Source organism: Marinobacter sp. BW6, assembly GCF_008107725.1.
Classification (GTDB): Bacteria; Pseudomonadota; Gammaproteobacteria; order Pseudomonadales; family Oleiphilaceae; genus Marinobacter.
Genome location: NZ_VIRN01000068.1, coordinates 268,480 through 284,697, shown reverse-complemented (window position 1 = coordinate 284,697; position 16,218 = coordinate 268,480). Strand labels below are relative to the sequence as shown.

General features: G+C 59.5%; 15 protein-coding genes. 1 reads left to right on the top strand and 14 read right to left on the bottom strand.

Annotated elements, in window-relative coordinates; all coding sequences use genetic code 11:
* Positions 1–101: 101 nt before the first annotated feature.
* The 9 genes from pepQ to FMN52_RS18145 form a co-directional block, all read right to left on the bottom strand.
* The gene (gene pepQ / locus FMN52_RS18185; RefSeq protein ID WP_148610095.1) at positions 102–1,388 is read right to left on the bottom strand and encodes a Xaa-Pro dipeptidase; all 1,287 of its coding nucleotides are present in this window, start codon (positions 1,386–1,388) and stop codon (positions 102–104) included.
* Positions 1,381–2,295 carry a LysR family transcriptional regulator gene (locus tag FMN52_RS18180; RefSeq protein WP_148610027.1) on the bottom strand — a complete coding sequence of 305 codons (915 nt, stop codon included), beginning with the start codon at positions 2,293–2,295 and terminating at the stop codon, positions 1,381–1,383. The genes pepQ and FMN52_RS18180 overlap by 8 nt, the downstream gene beginning before the upstream one ends.
* A gap of 75 nt (positions 2,296–2,370) precedes the next feature.
* The gene (locus FMN52_RS18175; RefSeq protein ID WP_062782921.1) at positions 2,371–3,381 is read right to left on the bottom strand and encodes an oligopeptide/dipeptide ABC transporter ATP-binding protein; all 1,011 of its coding nucleotides are present in this window, start codon (positions 3,379–3,381) and stop codon (positions 2,371–2,373) included.
* Complete coding sequence (locus FMN52_RS18170) at positions 3,378–4,376, bottom strand: ABC transporter ATP-binding protein (protein ID WP_148610026.1); 999 nt, start codon at positions 4,374–4,376, stop codon at positions 3,378–3,380. The genes FMN52_RS18175 and FMN52_RS18170 overlap by 4 nt, the downstream gene beginning before the upstream one ends.
* A gap of 4 nt (positions 4,377–4,380) precedes the next feature.
* A complete protein-coding gene (locus tag FMN52_RS18165; protein WP_014575818.1) occupies positions 4,381–5,313 on the bottom strand; it encodes an ABC transporter permease in 933 nt (310 codons plus the stop codon).
* Complete coding sequence (locus tag FMN52_RS18160; RefSeq protein ID WP_148610025.1) at positions 5,310–6,359, bottom strand: ABC transporter permease; 1,050 nt, start codon at positions 6,357–6,359, stop codon at positions 5,310–5,312. The genes FMN52_RS18165 and FMN52_RS18160 overlap by 4 nt, the downstream gene beginning before the upstream one ends.
* A gap of 77 nt (positions 6,360–6,436) precedes the next feature.
* Positions 6,437–7,999: an ABC transporter substrate-binding protein gene (locus tag FMN52_RS18155; RefSeq protein ID WP_148610024.1), complete on the bottom strand. Its 1,563-nt coding sequence runs from the start codon at positions 7,997–7,999 to the stop codon at positions 6,437–6,439.
* A 155-nt stretch (positions 8,000–8,154) separates the two neighbouring features.
* Positions 8,155–8,868, bottom strand: coding sequence for an LrgB family protein (locus FMN52_RS18150; protein ID WP_148610023.1), 714 nt, complete (start codon positions 8,866–8,868; stop codon positions 8,155–8,157).
* Complete coding sequence (locus FMN52_RS18145) at positions 8,861–9,226, bottom strand: CidA/LrgA family protein (protein ID WP_148610022.1); 366 nt, start codon at positions 9,224–9,226, stop codon at positions 8,861–8,863. Before FMN52_RS18145 ends, FMN52_RS18150 begins: the two co-directional genes overlap by 8 nt.
* A 75-nt stretch (positions 9,227–9,301) precedes the next feature.
* Here FMN52_RS18145 and FMN52_RS18140 point away from each other — a divergent pair, with 75 nt between their 5' ends.
* Positions 9,302–9,838, top strand: a complete 537-nt coding sequence (locus tag FMN52_RS18140) for a YaeQ family protein (RefSeq protein WP_148610021.1) — start codon at positions 9,302–9,304, stop codon at positions 9,836–9,838.
* Positions 9,839–9,860: 22 nt separating this feature from the next.
* On the opposite strand, the gene FMN52_RS18135 is transcribed toward FMN52_RS18140, so the two are convergent.
* From FMN52_RS18135 to FMN52_RS18115, 5 genes are all read right to left on the bottom strand, one after another.
* Positions 9,861–11,246 (bottom strand): phosphomannomutase, encoded by a 1,386-nt coding sequence (locus FMN52_RS18135; RefSeq protein WP_148610020.1) that lies wholly within the window; start codon positions 11,244–11,246, stop codon positions 9,861–9,863.
* Between the two features lie 71 nt (positions 11,247–11,317).
* Positions 11,318–12,808: a mannose-1-phosphate guanylyltransferase/mannose-6-phosphate isomerase gene (locus FMN52_RS18130; RefSeq protein WP_148610019.1), complete on the bottom strand. Its 1,491-nt coding sequence runs from the start codon at positions 12,806–12,808 to the stop codon at positions 11,318–11,320.
* Positions 12,809–12,901: 93 nt separating this feature from the next.
* On the bottom strand, positions 12,902–14,083 hold the full coding sequence (locus FMN52_RS18125) for an alginate lyase family protein (protein ID WP_148610018.1): 1,182 nt from the start codon (positions 14,081–14,083) through the stop codon (positions 12,902–12,904).
* Positions 14,084–14,112: 29 nt separating this feature from the next.
* Positions 14,113–15,546 carry an alginate biosynthesis protein AlgX gene (locus FMN52_RS18120; RefSeq protein ID WP_240339530.1) on the bottom strand — a complete coding sequence of 478 codons (1,434 nt, stop codon included), beginning with the start codon at positions 15,544–15,546 and terminating at the stop codon, positions 14,113–14,115.
* Between the two features lie 14 nt (positions 15,547–15,560).
* Positions 15,561–16,208: an alginate O-acetyltransferase AlgF gene (locus FMN52_RS18115; protein WP_162525041.1), complete on the bottom strand. Its 648-nt coding sequence runs from the start codon at positions 16,206–16,208 to the stop codon at positions 15,561–15,563.
* Between the last annotated feature and the right edge of the window lie 10 nt (positions 16,209–16,218).

Genomic DNA, 16,218 nt, shown 5'->3' with positions numbered 1-16,218 from the left:
GACTCACCCATGACAATAAAAGTTAGTGATAATTATTGTCATTGGCATCCAAGAATGCAACCCTTTTGGCTTAATTTTGTGCAATGTTTTATGTGTCGGGCTCACGACTCACGGGTCAGATTTCGGCAGCCGGCCTCTGTCACCACGACGTTGTCCTCAATACGGATGCCACCGCAGCCTATCAGCTTGCCGATCAGCTCCCGGTTCAGGTATTGCCCAAACTCCCCTTCCAGCAAGGGATCCAGCAACGAGGGAATAAAATAGAAACCCGGTTCAATGGTCACCACTATGCCCGGCTCCAGCCTGCGGGTCAGGCGAAGGAAGGGCGCGTCTTCAGGGGGCGGCGTTGGCTTTCCCGCGACATCATGAACCTGTACGCCCAGGAAATGACCGATGCCATGGGGAAAGAAAACCCGGGTGATGCCTTTCTCGACAATATCCTCGTCATCCAGGCCCGACACCAGCCCGGTCGCTGACAGCAAAGCCGCAATCCCCCCATGAGCCTTACGATGTATGTCGATGTAATCCACACCGGGTGCCACCATGTCACAGAGTCTTAGCTGGAGTCGCTCAAGCCCGTGAATCAGCGCCGCAAAGTGCGACTCGTCCGGGCCTGCCGTGGTACGGGTGATGTCAGAGCAGTAGCCACGAAAGCGGACCCCGGCATCGATGAGCAAACTGCGGGGCTGCCCCGGAGGCTGGGTATCGTAATACTGGTAGTGCAACGTGCCGGCGTGCTCGTTCAGGCCGATAATGCTGTGATAAGGCGCCTCGACTTCCCGCTGACCAGTCGCCTGCTGGTACGCCAGGTTGATGCCAAACTCGCTCTCACCGGCCAGGAACGCCTCCCGGGCAGCGGCATGGCCTGCCAGAGCCAGTCTGTTGGCCTGAGCGAGGCACTCGATTTCATATTGGGTTTTGCGCACGCGAGTCTCGTCCAGTTCCCTCAGCAGAGCCTCCGGGTTTTTCTCACCCGGGGTATTCACGACCAGGGCAGGGTCCCCGATCACCGCAAGGCTATCGGGATCATCCAGCAGCGGCGGCTCGGGTGAGGCGCTGCTTCGAACCTCGATAAATTGTTGCCAGGGCTCTTCCGTCAGGGGCGGATTGGCGTGCCAGAAATCGACCGGTTCGAACAGCCAGAGCACGGGCCTGTGCCCGGCCCGGATCCAGAGCCAGCAGTGTTCGCGGCCGGCGAGCCCGGTCCAGTGCAAAAAAGGGCCATAACCCTGGAAGTGCCAGGCCTGATCATCACCATAACGGTAAGGCGCGGCGCCGGAAGCAATGAGCAGGCTGTCGTAGCCATGCTCTGCCAGGGCCGATTCATATCGGGCCTGCAGTTCTTCCAGGTGATCGGTCTGCAGCGACAACAGCGCATCATCAGGCATAGCCATCTTCCAGTGTTTTCCAGAGCGTTAAAAGATCGTCCGAGCGGGTGTCACGGAGACGGATCAGGCGAATTTCCAGGGGGACATCCCAGCCTTCGTCACCGGCTCGCACCAGACTGCCGAACTGTTCGCTTTTTTCCGTCATGCGCCGGGGCAACCAACCCATGCCGAAACCTTGCTTCACCAGCGCCTTGATGCTGGCGGACTGGGTGTTCTCGTTCAGGGGTAAAAGATTGGCCGTCAATCTGCTGCGGGCAAGATGGCCCTCGATTGCCGATTGCAGAAAGCCACGACTGTGATAGGCGATCAGCGGCACCGGTTGTTCGGGGCTGCCCGGCAAGGCAAACCGGGGATGCCCCTGATCATCAGCAACACTGACCGGCACCAGAGATTCGCGAGCCAGCACCAGCCAATCGTAACTGTCGGCAGTCAGCCTGCCGCCCCAGGGCAGATCCGGATGCCAGTAACACAGCACCAGATCACACTCACCGCTGTCCAGCGCTTCCAGGAACTGCTCCCCCACCCAGCTGGTGGCGTTCAGGTTCAGCTGAAGACGCTCGGCAATACCCTCATCTCTCGCCCAGCCCTGGTAAAAGTGCGAAAACAGCCCCTGGGTGGAGCCGACACTGATCCTGGCAGAGACTTCAGCCTCAAGGGCGGCAATGCGATCACGGGTATCCCGCACATCCCGGGTGATCCGCTCGCACAGCTCCCGGAACATCTCCCCTGCCGGCGTCAGCGAGAGTGGCAACGTCTGACGATTGATCAGGGTGCTGCCCATGGCCTCTTCCAGCAGCTTGATCCGGCGACTGAACGTAGGCTGGCTCACGTGCTGCAACTCGGCAGCACGTGAGAAATGGCGCGTTCGGGCCAGCGCCAGAAAATCTTCCAACCAGCGTACTTCCATGGAGTCCCCTGAGGGTATGTCGTTGTATCGATACGAGTTCTGCTGATGGCATCATAGCCTATCGCAGCGGCGCCGTTACAACCTGCCCTCTTCCACCGCGTGACAGGCAACCTGGGTTCCGCCATCGGTCGTGATCAGCTGGGGCACCTCCTGCCGGCATCGCTCGTTGGCATAGGGGCACCGCCCATGGAATACGCACCCCGACGGCAGGTTCACCGGCGTCGGCACTTCTCCTTTCAGGCGGATGTGGTTGGGGCGATCGTCCTCCAGTTTCGGAATCGCAGAGAGCAGCGCCTGGGTGTAGGGATGACGGGGCGCTGAAAACAGCGTTTTGGTATCCGCCAGCTCGCAGACCCGCCCCAGGTACATCACCGCCACCCGGGTGCCGAAATGCTCCACCACCGCCAGGTCGTGGGTAATAAACAGATAGGTCAGTCCCCGGCTTTCCTGGGCGTCCATCAACAGGTTCAGCACCTGGGCCTGGATCGACACGTCCAGGGCCGAGATCGGCTCGTCCGCCACGATGAACTCCGGATCGACTGCCAGGGCCCGGGCAATGGCGATCCGCTGGCGCTGGCCACCGGAGAATTCGTGGCCGAAGCGGTTGCCCCAGTCCTGATCGATGCCCACCGAATGCATCACCTCATGGATCTTGTCCCGAACCTGGACCGGGGACCAATCCGGATGATGGAACCGGATCGGCTCCTCCAGGGTCTGCTGGATGGTCATGCGCGGGTTCAGGGAGGCATAGGGGTTCTGAAAGATCATCTGCATCTTTCGACGGTAAGGCAGAGAATCCTTGCGCTCGAGATTATCGATACGCTGACCGTCGTAGTGGATCTCGCCGGCGCTGGGCGAGAGCAAGCCCATGACGGTTCGGGCCACGGTCGACTTGCCACAGCCGGATTCGCCCACCACGCACAGGGCCTCGCCCTTCTGCACTTCCAGGTCCACGCCGTTGATGGCATGGACTGCCTCCTGTTTCCGGCGGAAACGCCCCCCTTCGAAGGTGATCTGCTCCAGCAGGCTGCCGGACAGGTCGAAGCGTTTCTCGAGACCGCGGATACTTACCAGGGGGGAGGTCATGATTCGGCCTCCTGCATGCGTTTCTCCTGTTCAATCAGGTTGGCGACTTCGTAACAGGCCACATTCACATTGCCCGAGCGCACGTACTCCGGCATTGCCTGCTTGCACTGCTCGGTGGCGAAGTTGCAGCGGGGATGGAACGGACAGCCCGAGGGCACGTTCTTCAAGGATGGCATGGAGCCGGGAATCTGAAACAGACGCTCACCGGGTTCGCCCATCTGGGGCAGCGCGTTGATCAGGCCCTGGGTGTAGGGATGCTGGGCATCGTTGATGATTTCCCGGGTCGGTCCCTGCTCGATGATCCGGCCGGAGTACATGACCAGCATTCGCTGGGTCACCTGGGAGACCACGCCCAGATCGTGGGTGATCAACATCAACGCCACATTCTCCTGTTCGCACAGGTTCAACAGCAGATCCATGATTTCCGCCTGGATGGTGACATCCAAAGCCGTCGTGGGCTCATCCGCGATGATGATTTCCGGGTCCAGCAGCAGGGCGATGGCAATGATCACCCGCTGGCGCATGCCTCCGGACAGCTCATGGGGGTATTGGTCCAGGCGTTTCTCCGGCGAAGGAATCTGCACCTTCTGCAGCCGGTCCAGAGCAATGGCACGAGCTTCTTTTTTACTGATTTTCCGGTGGGCCAGGATAGCCTCGACCATCTGGGTTCCAATGGTGAGCACCGGGTTCAGGGTCATCATCGGATCCTGGAAGATCATGGCAATACGGTTACCACGGATTCGGCGCAGCTCCCGCTCGCTCATGGCGGCCAGATCCTTGCCCTCGAACAGGATCTGCCCGCCGGCGATGTAACCGGGTTGGGCAATCAGGTTGAGGATGGAAAAGGCAGCCACCGATTTGCCAGCACCGGACTCCCCCACCAGACCCAGCCGCTCCCCCTTGTCCAGGCTGAAACTAATGCCGCGTAGCGCTGTCAGGTCGCCGCCGCGCACGGCGAAGCGCACATCAAGATCTTTTACTTCCAACAGTGCCATGGTGTTACCCCTTGTACAGCCGTGGGTTCATCACATCCCGCAACCAGTCACCCAACAGATTGATGACCAGTACGAGCACCACCAGCACCAGGCCCGGGATCAGCGTGATCCACCAGGAACCGCTCTGGATGTAGTCAAAGCCGGATTTGATCAGCGAGCCCAGCGACGGCTGGGTTTCCGGCATGCCAAGCCCCAGGAACGACAGCGCCGCCTCAGAAATAATGGCGTTGGCAATCTGGACCGTGGCAATCACGAAAATCGGCGACAGGGTGTTGGGCAGGATATGCCGGAACATGATCCGTCGGGTCCCGAAGCCCATCACTTTGGCGGCGTCGACGTACTCCTTCTTTTTCTCCGCCAGCACCGAAGCGCGGACGGTCCGGGCAATCTGGGGCCACTCGGCAACACCGATGATGAAGATCAGCATGTAGATCGCGATCTCGCCGAACATCAGGTTACCGAAGCTGGCCTTGAACACCGCACCCACAATGATGGCAACCATCAGGGTGGAGAACGACAGCTGCACATCGGCAATGCGCATCAGCACCGCATCCACCTTGCCACCCAGGTAGCCGGCCAGCAGACCGAACAGAATGCCCAGAAACGCCTGCAGGACCACCGCCCCAAAACCGATCATCAGGGACACCCGGGTGCCGTACAGAATGGTGGACAGCAGATCCCGGCCCTGGGCGTCGGTGCCCAGGGGAAATGCCGGATCAGCACCGCTCATGCCCACCGGGGGCAGCTCGGAGTTCATGATATTGATCTGCGCAAGATCGTAGGGATCAGCGGGCGCCAGCAGGGGCGCAAACACCGCCGCCAGCACCATCAGCAGCAGCACGGCAAAGCTGACAATGGCCACCTTGTCGCGCTTGAAGCTGTACCAGAAGAAGGACTCGCGGAAGCGGTCCCAGCGGGAAACCGTTGCCGTTGTCATGCTTTCTTTCCTGTCAGTTTGACGGTGGGATTCACCAGACCGTAGATCAGATCCACCAGGGTGTTGGTAATCACGAAAATCAGGCCCACCACCATCAGGTACGCCACGATCAACGGAATGTCGCTACGGGTAATGGCTTCCAGGAACATCAGACCCACGCCCGGCCACTGGAACACGGTTTCCGTGAGAATGGTGTAAGCCACCATAATGCCGATCTGCACGCCGCCAACGGTAATCACCGGCAGCATGGTGTTCTTGAGTGCGTGCAGGAAGTTGATGCGGCCGGCACTGAGGCCCTTGGCGCGGGCGTAACGAACGTAGTCGCTCTGCAGCACTTCCATCATCTCGGCGCGAATCAGCCGGATAAACAGCGGCAGCATGATCGAGGCCAGCGACACCGAGGGCAGTACCAGATGCATCAGCCCGGTACCGGTGAAGAAACCGGACTCCCAGGTGCCGAACAGGTGCGTGAGCTCATCGCCACGCCCATAGGAAGGCAACCCGCCCTCGGTGGAAAAGAAATCGTTCAGCCACTGGCCCCAGCCGGTGTCCGATGGAAACCAGTTCACCGTCACACCAATGGAGAACAGTTGAATCAACACAATGGCCGTCAGGAACACCGGGATGGAGATACCCACGGTACTGACACCCATAAAGAATTTGGATAGCCATGCCTGGGGCCGGATAGCGGCATAGACACCGATTGGCACGGAGAGAAACACAATAATCAGACTGGCACCGATGACCAGCTCCAGCGTCGCCGGCAGATGTTCGGCGATCACTTCCAGGGTCGGCTTGCTGTAGAAATAAGAGTTGCCCAGGTCGCCCTGGAGCGCATTGCCCGCAAAACGCAGGTACTGCACCACCATCGGGTCGTTCAGACCAAGCTCCTCACGAATGGCTTCCCGCTCCTCTTCAGAGACGGACATGCCCACCATTTCCTGAAGCGGGTCCCCGAGGCCATCCTGAATGGCGAAGGCAATCATGCTGATCACAAACATGACCAGAAACGCCTGGGAAATCCGCTGAACCAAAAACGCTAACATGGAAAGCTTCCGGATAAGGCTTGCAAACAAAAGGCCGGCACCGGATCACTCCAGCGCCGGCCGGCCATCAGAGGCGATTACTCAACAACCAGGTCACCCAGGTACGGGAAGTTCATGACGTTGAGCACCGGCTCAATCTTCACGTTCTTCTTGGAAGCCCAGGCCAGGTCCTGCCAGTGCAGCGGAACAAAGGCGGCATCGTCGTACAGACGCTGCTCCACTTCCTGCAGCATGGCCGCCCGCTTGTCCAGGTCGGTCTCGACGTTGGCCTTCTGTACCAGGGCGTCGATTTCCGGGTTGCAGTAGTTACCGGCGTTGTATTGGCCAGCGCCACTGTCGGCGTCCGGGCAGAAGGTCAGGAACTCATAGAAGTTGGCGGAGTCCTCGGTATCCGCGTGCCAGCCGATCATCATCATGTCGGCGGCGCGGTTGTCATACTCCGGCCAGTACTGGGCCTTCGGCAGGGTTTTCAGATCCACCTTGATGTTGATCCGTGCCAGCATGGCAGCCACCGCCTGAGCGATCTTGTCATCGTTCACGTAGCGGTTGTTCGGCGCCATCATGGTGATGGTGAAACCATCCTCATAACCGGCTTCTTTCATCAGTTCCTGAGCCTTGGCCACATCAAAGCGCGGTGTCAGGGACTCGTTGTAGCCCTGATAGCCTTCAGGTGACATCTGGGCCGCTGGGGTGGCGAAGCCTTTCATGATCTTGGCAGCGATACCTTCCTGGTTGATGGCGTAGGCAATCGCCTGGCGAACCTTCGGATTCTTGAAGGCTTCCACACGCTCCTGGTTCATGTGGAACAGGATGATGCGGGTGCCGCTCATGGTCACCAGGTTGGCGTTCTTGTCGTTGCGAATACGCTCCAGATCATTGGGCGGAACCGGGGCGATAAAGTCGACACCACCGGACAGCAGGGCAGAAACCCGGGTGTTGTTCTCTTTGATCGGTGTCAGCACGATCTTGCCGACGTTGCCCGGAGACTCGGAATCCCAGTAGTTGTCGAAACGCTCAAACTCTACGCGAACGCCCTGCTTTCGTTCGGTCACAGTGTAAGGACCGGTGCCCGACAGGTTCTCGGATGCGAAGGAGTTGCCATGCTTGAGGATGGCACTCTTGTCCTTGCCGTCTTCGGTCTGACCGCTGTAGAACTCGCTGTCGAACGGGAAGATATAAGTAGCAGTATTTAACAGCAGCGGATAAGGCTCGCTGGTCACCAACTCAAAGGTATAGTCATCGATGATGTTGATGCCGCTGAAAGGCTTGAAGATGGCCTTGAAGTCCTGGCTCTGCTTCAGACGGTCGAAGGTAAACTTCACATCCGCGGTCGTCAGCTCGTTGCCGGAATGGAACGTCACGCCTTCACGGAGCTTGAAGCGCATGGTGTTTTCGTCAATCCGGGTCCAGCTCTCTGCCAGGCGCGGCTCGAAACCAAGATCCTTGGTCCAGCGCAACAGCGGATCAAACGTCATATGAGACAGCTGGAGGATGCCACCAGACAGCTGCTCATGAATGTCGAGGGTCACAGGGTCGGCGTCGTACGCCATCTTGAGTTCCTTGGTCGCCTCGGCAGACAGGGCTACCGGCGCCGATGCCAGGGCCATGGAACCGACAAATGCTGCAATCAGTTTTTTCATCGCGTTTTCCGTCGCTGTTTTAGGAATTTTCACGGAACATCGGCGCAGAACGGCGCCGAATGCCTGGCACCAACCTAGTCTCGGAAAACACCTAGGGCAATCGAAATTACGACAAGGGGCTATACGCCAGGTGAATGACCTGATTTGGCGCAGTTTTACAGCCGGAAAACCAGAGGCAGTATCAGGGCCGTAAACACACCCGTCAGCCCCATTCCCAGTGACGCAAAGGCGCCAGCGGTGTGGCTGATTTCAAAGGCCCTCACTGTTCCAATCGCATGGCCATTCACGCCCAGGGCGAAGCCAAGAATTCGTTCGTCTTTTACAGGCAAGAGCCGCGCGAGCAGGTCAACGAAGAGGGTTGCCACCACACCGGTGATCAGGAGCCCGCCCATCATCAAGGGCACCGAGCCACCCAGCTGCTCGGTAATACCAATGGCAATCGGTGCCGTTACCGACTTGGGCGCCAGCGAGGCCAGGACCTCAGGCGTCGCGCCCAGCGCCCATGCAATTACGACGGCATAGACCGCCGCGAGCGTCGCCGCCACCGGCAGGGTGCACAGGATTGGACGCCACAAAGCCCGAATGTGGTGCATCTGCTGGTACAGCGGAATTCCCAGAGCAACGGTCGCGGGCCCCAGCAAAACCGTCAGCCACCGGGCACCGTCCTGGTATCGAGCGTAATCCAGAGACAGTATGGCAATGGTTGCCGACAGCATGACGGCCGCCAGCACAACGGGAGGCAACCACAGCGGGCGTCCCATACGGGCGAAAACCCAGTTACCGGCGAAAAAGGCACCCAAGGTGAGGCCTATTGCCAGAGTTGGGCTCGCCGACAGCACCTCCACCAGTGACCCGAGTCGCTCAGTCATTGGTCTGACTCCGGTTGCGGCCCTGAACCAGGCATTTCATCAGCAGCAGCGTCGTCAGGACACTCAGAAAGGTGCCCACCAGCAACGCAACCGCAACCGCCAACCACTGGCCGCTGAACTGATCTGCAGTGAAAAATACCCCGACGACCCCGGGCATAATCAGCAGTACCAACACCGAAATCAGTCCCTGGCTGGCCGCTGCCAGCGAGTCGCTGACACTGCCTTTTACCATCAGGGTCAGGGTCATCCCGATCATACCAAGCACGCCACCACTGACCGGCAGCAGGAACACCAGACGCAGGGCTTCACCGAACAGGAAAAACAGAACCAGAATCAAAAAACCGCGCAACATCGGCATGTCATCGTGCTCATCCAGGAGAGAATTGCACTACACTAGCGCATACTTATCGCCCCATACTATTCCGGAAAGCTCATGGCACTCAAAGCAACAATCTTCAAGGCCACGCTCAGCATTGCCGACATGGACCGGCATTACTACGCGGACCACTATCTCACCATCGCCCAGCATCCGTCGGAAACGGACGAGCGCATGATGATCCGCCTGCTGGCCTTTGCCCTGAATGCCGATGAACACCTGGAGTTTACCAAGGGCCTTAGCACTGACGACGAACCCGAGCTATGGCGAAAAAGTTTGAGCGACGAGATTGAACTCTGGATTGAGCTGGGGCTGCCGGAGGAAGGCCGGTTAAGAAAAGCCTGCAACCGGGCGAGGCAAGTCATTCTGTACACCTACGGCGGGCGTGCCGTTCCGCTATGGTGGGAAAAGCATCACCACAAGCTGGAGCGCTTTGGCAACCTGACCGTCATCGACCTGCCCCAGGAGGCAACCGCGGCACTGGCCAGCCTGGCCCAGCGCGGCATGTCCCTGCAGATCACGGTGCAGGACGGTGTCGTCGGCGTGGCCGACGACACCCAACACGTCCAGATCGAGCCGGCGCCGTTATCCTAACGCCATTCCAAGCGCGCCAGAACTAGAGCGTCACCGCTTCCCGGTGACTGGGAATGGGCTTCGAAAGTTGTTCGATCTGGCTGAGCAACGCTTCAGTTCGCTCCTCCATCAACACCGGGTCGCCGCGGCTTTCCACATTCAGACGGATGACCGGTTCCGTGTTGGACATCCGCAGGTTGAAACGCCAATCAGCAAACTCCATGCTCAGGCCGTCAATGTGATTCACCGCTAGCGCCTCGCGCAGGTAAATCCCCTCGATAGCCTCAAGAACGACCGAAGGATCGTTCACGGTCCGATTGATTTCACCACTGGCCGGGAATGCCTCGATCCGGGCATCTATCAGCGACGATAGGGACTGGCCGGACTGGCACAGCCGCTCGGCGACCAACAACCAGGGAATCATGCCGCTGTCGCAGTAGGCGAAGTCCCGAAAATAATGATGGGCGCTCATTTCACCGCCATAGACGGCGTCCTCCTCCCGCATCCGCTGCTTGATGAACGCGTGTCCGGTTTTGCTTTCCACCGCGACGCCCTTGGCAGCAGACACCAGTTCTCGCGTATTCCAGACCAGTCGGGGATCGTGGATCACCTTGCCGCCGTCGGTCTTGCGCAGGAACTGGTCCGCCAGCAGACCGACAATGTAATAGCCCTCTATGAACCGGCCTTTCTCATCAAAGAAAAAGCATCGGTCGTAATCACCGTCCCAGGCGATACCCATGGCGGCGTCACTGGCGAGGACGGCCATGGCAGTGGCCGAACGGTTCTCCTGCAGCAGCGGGTTGGGCACCCCATTCGGGAAGGTCCCGTCCGGCTTGTGATGAACCTTGTAGAATTCGAACGGCAGGTGGGGTTCGAGCGCATCGATAACTTCGCCGGCGCCACCGTTACCGGCATTCACTACGATCCGCAGCGGCTTGAGATTGCTCCGGTCAACATAGCCGAGCAGGTGTTCCACGTAGGCCCCTGTGACATCCAGACTATTCAGGGTCCCCGGGTCTGCCGCGTCCGGCAAGTCATTCTGGGCACCGTCACGGATATCCGTGAGGCCGTTATCGGAGCTGATTGGCCGGGCGCCCGGCCCCACCAGCTTCATGCCGTTGTAGTCCTTGGGGTTGTGGCTGGCCGTCACCATGATGCCACCGTCCAGCTCGAAATGGCTGGTCGCGAAATAGATCTGTTCGGTGCCGCACAGGCCAATGCTGTAGACGTCGGCGCCCGCAGCCATCAGCCCCTGGTTCAGGGCATCGGCAATCTGTGGACTGGACAGCCGGATGTCGTAGCCCACGGCCACCTTACGAGCGCCGGTTACAGCTACATAGGCCTTGCCAATACGTTCAGCCAATTCGGTATTCAGTTGATCCGGCACCCGGCCTCGGATGTCGTAGGCTTTGAAACAGTTAAAATCCACGAGATGTCTCCTCTCGGTAATCAAAACATGGGCACGCCAATGGACCAGCACCCGGTCCATTGGCCCGTCACTTATCCAACCCGAGCCTCCATCACCGGGATTTCCTCTTCTTCCTCGGCATCCTGAGTCGACTGCTGAATATCCTGTGCCGGTTCCGTTCGGCCATACCGGTCATCCAGACGCTCAATGTCGTCTTCGCCCAGGTAGGCACCGGACTGGACCTCGATCAATTCCAGCGGAATCTTTCCGGGATTAAACAACCGATGCACCGAACCAATCGGGATGTAGGTGGATTCGTTTTCCGACAGCAGGAAGGTTTCGTCGTCCCGGGAGACTTCGGCGGTTCCACGCACAATGATCCAGTGCTCGGCCCGGTGATGATGCTTCTGCAGCGACAACCGTTCCCCTGGCTTCACCGTGATGCGTTTGACCTGGAAGCGGTTTCCGTTGTCAATGCTGTCGTAACTGCCCCACGGCCGGAACACCTCCCGGTGGATGCGGGTTTCCGGGCGCCCCTCCGCTTTCAGCTTCTGCACCACCCCCTTGACCTCCTGGACACGCTCGCGGGGCGCGATCATCAGGGCATCCTTGGTATCAACAACAACCAGATCGTCCACGCCCACCATGGCCACCAGTTTTTCCGGGGCATGGATCAGGCAGCCGGAGCTGTCAGCCAGGCAGGCATCGCCATACACGGCGTTCTGCTGTTCATCCTTTTCGCTGATGTCCCAGATGGATGACCAAGCACCCACATCGCTCCAGCCGGCATCCAGCGGAACCAACGTGGCACGGGTGGTCTTTTCCATCACAGCGTAGTCGATGGAATCATCCGGACAGTGTTCGAAAATCTCCGGCGGAATCCGGCTGAAGCCCATGTCTTTCGACAGACTCCGGGAAGCCAGCAAGGCCGTGTCGTAGATATCCCGGCTGTGCCGTTTCAGCTCCCGCAGGTAGGCATCGGCCCGGAACATGAACATACCGCTGTTCCAGAAATAGCCACCTTCGTCCAGCAATCGACGCGCCGTCGCCTCATCGGGCTTCTCGATAAACTTCCGTACCGGCCTTGGACCGCTGGGATCATCCTCGCTACCGGCGGCGGAAATATAGCCATAGCCGGTTTCCGGCCGATCCGGCGTGGTGCCGAACAGGACCAGGGCGCCATCTTTGGCGACCTTCAATCCCTTCGCTATGGCTTCGTGGAACGGTTTGGTCTGGCTGATCGCATGGTCTGCGGGCAACACGAGCATGATGCTGGCGGGGTCCTTTCGGGCAACCTGGATCGCAGCCAGGGCCACAGCCGGCGCGGTGTTCCGGCCAAAGGGTTCGAGCAAAATGGACTGCGGTTTCTGGCCAATGGCATCCAGTTGTTCCTTCACCAGAAAACGGTGTTCATCATTGGCGACCACCACCGGCGCTTCCACGTCCTCCTGTGGAAGTCTGGCGAGGGTCTGCTGAAACATGCTGTCCTCATTGAGCAACGGCAGAAACTGTTTGGGATAGGCCTGACGGGAAAGCGGCCAGAGCCGCGAACCGGAACCGCCTGACAGTATGACTGGTATCATAATCCTGCTCCTTCACTTGCTTGGTTGATTCCCCGGAAACAAACTCCCCGGGGGCTGGACCGACGTGCCCCTGCACGACCATCCTTTTCTGGATCAGTTAAAATCGATGCGGATTTCGCCGGGCGGAAAGGGTTCCCGGCCGGTTGGCCAGAGCGGATCCACCCGATACAGAAACTCGATGTCGCCGCCCAACCGGGTATTCTTGACCGGGCCGTACGACGTCATGAACGCGTTCATACCCGGCAGATCGCCCCAGGTTTCGGTCCAGGGCCGCATCCAGGCAAGACCCCAGGCCGTGTGGAGGCCATCCGAGATCTGCGGGTATCCGGTGATGGCTTCGATGGCCGAGGCATCGTCCAGCCCGGTCACTACGTTCTGGGCCAGCGTCTTGAAGGCATCGCCATACCGCTCGTGCACCGAGACACCATTAACCTCGGCAAACACGGCAATTGCGGTGAGCGGTTGCATAGCGTAGTTGAGGTATTCAAGGGCCCGATCCTGACGGCTGAGTTCCTTGGGCAGGTAGCCGTCGCTGCTGATCTGACCCATGGCCTCCTCGAACTTGCTCATGGACCAGTTCCAGTGGCCGCAATCTTCCGTGGCCACCGAGGTGGCCATTACCGCCCAGGCTGCCCAGTAATCGTGGTTATTGACCTTCCGTGGTTCACGGTCGGTGTAGTAGCCGCGAACTCCGTTGGCGACCCGGTCGAACCACGCTTCAATGCGATTCAGGCGAGCCGGATCCAGCGCGGAATCGGCGGAAGACAGCTTGACCCGCAAGTAGGCGTTGGCAGCGGCGGCCAGTGCCCACTTGCGAACGGCCTGCCCCACGTGGTTGATCTCATCAGGCAGAAGCGCATCCGCCTGGGCCCAGTTGTCGAGATTGTCGAGCACGCAATCCCGGGCAGCCGGCCCGTCGCCATCCACCTGATAGTCGTCGGCACCGGCAATCACCGTTTTCTCGAAGCCTCGGATAGCCCCTGTGGCATCCAGATAGGCCTGGTAGGCGTCCTCGTTGAGTTCATTGCGGGCGCTGTCGCTGCCCTTGTATTTGCTGGTGAAGTTCATGTCGCCCCGGTACGGCTCGATCACTTCACAGTTGTAGGAGCCACCGTCACGGGCTTCCGGTATCTGGTAATAGCCAACGGGGGCACGCAGCCCTTCCTCATAGCATTGCGCGGCCTGGACCGAGGCTACGCCAAGGGTCGAGACCAGTGCCGTGGACATCAGGATTCGTCCCGCATTGCCTACCATGTCTGTTTGTCCGATCCTCATACCAACTCCCAATTACGGGTGGGTTTGCTTTATATGTCTTGGCGACGGCACACCTTGGCCGTCACCGTTAAACCGTCGCTGACCTGCTCCGCTTCGAGCTCAAGATCCAGCGACATGAACAACTCGTCATTCCAGCTTTCACCGGCGGGCAGTTCGAACATGAACCGCCCGGTGGTTTCGACGCGGGCGCCATACTCCAGGTCCACCCGGTCCTTGCGGCCGAAGACGTACCAGATGAAGGCATCGACGTCCTTGACGGCGGGATCACTGAACTGGAGTTCGACCAGGTACTCGTCGCTGGGCAGTTCCAGGAATTGGCCGCCGCCGTTGTAGAGCACTTCATTGTTGCCGGCCTTCACCGCCGTGGTGTTCTGCAACACCGGCTGGCGCCCCTGACAACCATCGCTCACCATTGGCACGACCTGGCGATAGAACTCGCCACTGTCGAGGTTGTGGTAGGCGGGAATCTCCCAGATCATGATTGCCGGTGGTGACTCGCGAAAGCTGTCCGACATCAGGTACTCGAACATCGAGCCGTCGTAACTGCCGCCGGCCACCGCCACGTTCAGGACTTCCACGCCCAGGAATTCCTGCAACGAACCGGCGAAGTTATAGTCCTGCGCACCCTTACTGTTACTGGTACCGACCAGCGTGATCGGGGGCAGGCTCTCGTCACCGAACAGGGCATTTTCGCCGCCCCCGGAAGCATTGCCGGACACCTCGGTGCGGTACTCATCCACATACTGGGATGGCCAGGCCTGGCCACAGATACGGCGCGCGGCATCCTGCAGCGAACCGTCCTTGCGGATCAGGCCGATGCGCCGGGTCTCAAAGGTCTTCTGTGGCAATGACTGATAGGCCGGCATCTGACGAATCCGGTCAGCAACGATGCGGGCCGTGCGACGGGCACCGTAGGGTGTCCAGTGGTGGTCACGTTTGAAGTAATAAGCTTTGTCCTTGCTGGGCTCGTCCAGCAACGGCCCGAGGTCCGGAGCCACCAGTCCCGCCTGACGAAACTTCGCGAGCGCATCCAGGTAATTGCTGCGGGCATAGGGCCAGGAGAACTTCACTGACGAGTGCTCCGGCAGTTTGTTCGGGTGCACCAGCCCCTTGGTGGGCTGGAACACCAAAACCAGTTCGGTTCCCGTGGCCTGTTTCAGGTAGCGGGCAAAACGTTCCAGATGGCGCAACCCCTCCTGACTGGGACCGAACTGCTCCGGCAGTTCCGCCTCCGAGCGGAAGAGCCAGTCGTCCTGCCCCTGCACCAGCACGTTGAAGTTCTTCAGATAGCCGGTGTCGTAGGCGAAGGATTGCGACGCCATCGGGCACAGCCTGATCTGTGAATCCACCTCGTACTCCGGCAGTTCTGCCGCCGTGACTGAGGCGGCGCTGATACCAAGCAGCGCCATCATGCCGCCGGCGTGTCGGACGAAGCGGTGCATTACCGCACTGAACCCTGCCATTGAAACCGTCTCCATCAGACCGAGGTGTCCACGCGGTTTTCAGCAACCAGCAATTGCGGGCTTCCGCCAGCATCAATCACGAAAAAGCTGAAAACCTTGCCTCGCTGCAGGTTGACCGCGGGAGTCTTTGCCACCGGCTCACCGCCCGAGAATGCACCCAGCGAGATCTTGACCGCGTTGATTTCCCGATTGCCTACACTGATCGGGTCAAGCGGGTCGATCACAGATACCTTGCCGTCGGCCGTTTTCAGGCTGACGCCACCATCGCCCGTCAGGTTGTAGAAGGAAACCAGGGCCTTCCTGGGATTCTTGAAGGTCTTGTCCGCCAGGATTTTCAGCTCGCCGGAATCCAGCACGACGGCTGTGTAGAACCGGTTCTTTTCCATGGTGACCGGCTCCGCCTGATCGCCGACACTGAGCTTGTAGGTGCCGGCCGGCAGGTAGATGTAGGGGCTTGCGGCCATTGGAGCGATGTCCTTGATGGCCTTGCCACCAATCTCGGCCTGGGGAATGGTCCCGCTGACATCGGCATTCACCACCCGGATAAACGTGGCGCCATCCGGTGCTTCGGCGGCATAAAGTGCGTCTTCCCCGGCCTGAGCGGACAGGGTGACCAGCAGGCTGAGCAAAACAGCAAATACAGCTTTGATGGTTAATTGCATGGTAGATCTC